The organism is Actinophytocola sp., from assembly GCF_049647105.1.
Taxonomy (GTDB): domain Bacteria; phylum Actinomycetota; class Actinomycetes; order Mycobacteriales; family Pseudonocardiaceae; genus Actinophytocola.
In genome coordinates, this window is the sequence record NZ_JBARWZ010000199.1 from 1 (window position 1) to 4,178 (window position 4,178).

General features: G+C 75.3%; 1 protein-coding gene and 1 pseudogene. Both read left to right on the forward strand.

Translation table 11 applies throughout. The features are described from left to right. A partial coding sequence (locus tag WBA97_RS23530) for a beta-ketoacyl reductase (protein ID WP_424233066.1) occupies positions 1-846 on the forward strand: 846 nt, incomplete at its 5' end. 55 nt (positions 847-901) lie between these two features. Beyond that, positions 902-4,178, forward strand: a pseudogene (locus tag WBA97_RS23535) (type I polyketide synthase); the annotation flags it as partial.

Below are 4,178 nucleotides of genomic sequence, written 5' to 3' on the forward strand. Positions count from 1 at the left end.
GGCCAGGGCGCGTACGCCGCCGCGAACGCCGCACTCGACGCCGTCGCCGAGAACCGCGCGGCCCGGGGCCTGCCCGCGACCGCCATCGCGTGGGGCCCCTGGGCCGGTCCCGGCATGGGCGAGGGCGCCACCGGCGAGGCGCTCCGCCGTCGCGGCCTGCCGCCCATGCAGGCCGAACCCGCGCTCGCGGCCATGAAACACGCGGTGGACAGCGGTGACCCGTGCGCCACCATCGCCTGCGTCGACTGGGCCAGGTTCGCCCCCGCCTTCACCGCCCGCAGGCCAAGCCCGCTGCTGGCCGACCTGCCGGAGGCCGCCACCGGCGAACGGGAGCCAGAGGCCGACGCCGCCGCTCTGCGCGCCGAACTGGCGGCGCTGCCGGCGTGGGAGCGCGGCGACCGGCTCGCCGAGATCGTCCGCACCCAGGCGGCCGTCGTGCTCGGCCACGCGGGCGCCGCCGAGATCGAACCCGGCCGGCCGTTCCGCGACCTGGGTTTCGACTCGCTGTCGGCGGTGCGGCTGCGTGACCGCCTGCGTGCCACCACCGGCCTGCCGGTCGCCGCGACAGCCGTCTTCGACCACCCGACACCGGCCCGGCTCGCCGAGCACCTGGCCACCCACCTGGTCACGGACCGGCCGCCAGAGCCCGAGTCCGGCGCCGACGCCGAGATCAGGCGGGCGCTGGCGTCGATCCCGGTGCCCCGCCTGCGCGAGGCAGGCGTGCTCGACCTGTTGCTACGACTGGCCTCCGGTGCCGGGGAACCCGCCGAGGCCGATTCGCTCGACGACATGGACGGCGAGAGCCTGCTGCGGCTGGTCGCCTCCGGAGAGGTGCACCAGTCATGAGCGAAGCGTCGCGGCGCCGCGTAGCGAGCGAGAGGGCGTCATGAGTGCCACGGTCGATCAGTACATTGCCGCGCTGCGTACCTCGCTCAAGGAGAACGAGTCGCTCAAGGCACTCAACCGCGAGCTGGCCGACGCCGCCGCCGAACCGGTCGCGATCGTCGGCATGGCGTGCAGGCTGCCCGGCGGGATCGCCTCGCCGGAGGACTTCTGGGCGTTGCTCGACGCGGGCGCCGACGCGACCGGACCGGCACCGGTCGACCGTGGCTGGCGAGACGTCGCCGGGGCGACCGGCGGGTTCCTGCCCGACGCGGGCCTGTTCGACGCGGGCCTGTTCGGCATCTCGCCGCGCGAGGCGCTGGCCATGGACCCGCAGCAGCGGCTGCTGCTGGAGACCGCGTGGGAGACCGTCGAGCGCGCGGGCATGAACCCGTTGGCGCTGCGCGGAACGCGCACCGGCGTCTACATCGGGTCGTCCACCTCTGGCTACGGCATCGCCACCGCCGCCACCGAGGACGTCGAGGGCTACCTGGGTACCGGGTCCGCGCCGAGCGTGCTGTCCGGCCGGGTCGCCTACGTGCTCGGGCTGGAAGGCCCGGCGCTCACCATCGACACCGCCTGCTCCTCCTCGCTGGTCGCGCTGCACCTGGCCGCGCAGGCGCTGCGCCGCGGCGAGTGCACGCTGGCGCTGGCGGGCGGGGTCACCGTCATGGCCAGTCCCGGCGCGTTCGCCGAGTTCGGCAGGCAGGGCGGGCTGGCCGCCGACGGCCGCTGCAAGTCCTTCGCCGAGGCCGCCGACGGCACCGGCTGGGCCGAGGGTGTCGCCGTGCTGCTGGTCGAGCGCCTGTCCGACGCCCGCCGCAACGGGCACACCGTGCTCGCGCTGCTGCGCGGCTCCGCCGTCAACTCCGACGGCGCGTCCAACGGGCTCACCGCGCCCAACGGTCCCGCCCAGCAGCGGGTGATCGCGGACGCGCTCGCCGCCGCCGGGTGCGCACCGTCCGATGTGGACGCGGTGGAGGCGCACGGCACCGGGACGGTGCTCGGCGATCCGATCGAGGCCGGTGCCGTCCTGGCCGCCTACGGGCAGGACCGCGACCGGCCGCTGTGGCTGGGTTCGGTGAAGTCCAACCTCGGTCACGCCCAGTCCGCCGCGGGCGCGGCCGGTGTCATCAAGATGATTCTCGCGCTCCGCAACGAAATGCTGCCCCGCACCCTGCACGTCGACCGGCCGTCCCCGCACGTGGACTGGTCGTCGGGCGCGGTGTCCCTGCTGACCGAGGCCCAGCCGTGGCGCGGCGGCGACCGGGTGCGCCGGGCCGGGGTGTCCGCGTTCGGTGTCAGCGGCACCAACGCGCACGTGATCATCGAGCAGGCGCCTGCCGACGAACCCGCGGCGCGCACCACGGCGGCCGCGCGCATCCCGTGGGTCCTCTCCGGCAGGACCGGCGAAGCCGTGCGTGCCCAGGCCGACCGGCTGCGCACCGGCCTCGGCTCCGACGCCGACCCGGCGGACATCGCCTTCTCGCTGGCCACGACCCGCGCCGCCCTCGAACACCGGGCCGTCGTCCCGGCCGGCGACCGGGACGCCCTGCGTGCCGTCGCGCTCGGCGAGCCGCACCCCGGCGTGCTCACCGGAACCGCCGCCCCCGGCGGGCTCGCGGTCCTGTTCACCGGTCAGGGTGCGCAGCGTGCCGGGATGGGTGCGGGACTGCGTCGTGACTTCCCGGTCTTCGCCGGGGTCTTCGACGACATCCTCGCCCGGCTCGGCGGTGTCCCACTGGACGACGCCGAGGCGCTCGGGCAGACCCGGCACACCCAGGCGGCCCTGTTCGCGTTCGAGGTCGCGCTCTACCGGCTGCTCGAATCCTGGGGCGTGCGGCCCAAGTACCTCGTCGGCCACTCCATCGGTGAGGTCGCCGCGGCGCATGTGGCGGGCGTGTTGTCCATTGAGGACGCGTGTGTGCTGGTTTCCGCTCGGGGCAGGTTGATGCAGGGTTTGCCTGCTGGTGGGGCGATGCTGGCGGCGGAAGTGTCCGAAGAGGACGTTCCGGCTGGTGTTGATGTGGCGGCGGTGAATGGTCCTGGTTCTGTTGTGGTGTCGGGGGTTGAGGAGGAGATCGCGGCTCTCGAGGAGCGGTGGCGCTCGGAAGGCCGTCGCGTCAAGCGGCTTGCGGTGTCGCACGCGTTTCACTCGCGGCTGATGGAACCGATGCTCGCCGAGTTCGCCGAGACGGTCAGGACCCTCACCTTCCACCAGCCGCGCGTGCGGATCGTGGCGGGCGGGGACGTCACCGACCCCGGTTACTGGGTCCGGCAGGTCCGCGACACCGTCCGGTTCGCCGACGCCGTCGCCACACTCGCCGACGCCGATGTCGGTGCCTGGGTGGAAGTCGGGCCGGACGCGGTCCTGTCCGCGTTCGTCGACGGCGCCGTCCCGTTGCAGCGGTCCGGCCGGGACGAGGTCGACACCTGGTGGCGCGGCCTGGCCCGGCTCCACGTCGCGGGCGTGGCCGTCGACTGGTCCGTCGCGGGCGGCAACCGGGTCGACCTGCCCGCCTACGCCTTCCAGCGCGAGCACTACTGGCTGCTGCCCGCCGCCCCCGCCGCGGCGACCGCCCCCGAGGACGCCTGGCGCTACCGGGTCGGCTGGCAGCCCTTGCCCGACAGTGGCCCCGCCGCCCTGTCCGGCACCTGGCTGGTGCTCAGCCGCCCCGGCTTCGACGCCGCCCCCTACCTGGAGCTACTGGCCGAGCGCGGCGCCACCGTCCTGCCCGCCGAGTTCCCCGACCTGCCTGCCGAGTCCGTGGAGTCCGTGGAGTACGTCCTCTCCCTGCTCGCACTCGACGGCGCGGACGCCATCGCCGACACGGTCGCCATGATCAACGCCCTCGACGGCACCTCGGCCCCGCTCTGGGTCGTCACCCGGGGCGCGGTCGCCGTCGGCGGCGAGTGCCCCGACCCGGTCGCCGCAGGACTGTGGGGCCTCGGCCGGGTCGCCGCACTCGAACTCCCGGCCCGCTGGGGCGGTCTGGCCGACCTGCCCGCCGACCTCGACATCGACACCGACACCGCCGCCGCCGACCGGCTCGTCCGCGTCCTCGCCGGGACGGGGGAGGACCAGGTCGCCATCCGGTCCGGCGGCGCGTTCGGCCGCCGGCTCGAACCGGCCCCGGCCGGTGAAGCCACCCCGTGGCGGCCGCGCGGCACGACCCTGGTCACCGGTGGCACCGGCGCCCTCGGCGGCCACGTCGCCCGCTGGCTGGCCACCCGCGGTGCCGAGCGGCTGCTGCTCACCAGCAGGCGCGGCCAGGACGCCCCCGGCGCCGCCGAAC